The 241-nt window shown below is 69.3% G+C and carries 1 protein-coding gene; it reads right to left on the minus strand.

Going from position 1 to position 241, the window contains the following annotated elements; all coding sequences use genetic code 11:
- A partial coding sequence (locus KVT14_RS21120; protein WP_368858794.1) for an ATP-binding cassette domain-containing protein occupies positions 1-241 on the minus strand: 241 nt, incomplete at both ends.

Genomic DNA, 241 nt, shown 5'->3' on the forward strand with positions numbered 1-241 from the left:
CCACCCGAGAGGGCCTTCGGCGTGCGGGCGAGGTACGGGGTCAGGTCGAGGATCTTGGCGGCCTCCTCGACGCGGGTGCGGATCTCCGCCCACGGGGTGCCGGCGATCTTGAGCGCGAAGCCCATGTTGTCGGCGACCGACATGTGCGGGTACAGCGCGTAGTTCTGGAACACCATCGCGATGTCCCGGTCCTGCGGCTGGACGTCGGTGACGTCGCGGTCGCGGATGAGGATGCGACCCG

This window comes from Cellulomonas sp. GbtcB1 (assembly GCF_019091725.1).
Lineage (GTDB): Bacteria > Actinomycetota > Actinomycetes > Actinomycetales > Cellulomonadaceae > Cellulomonas.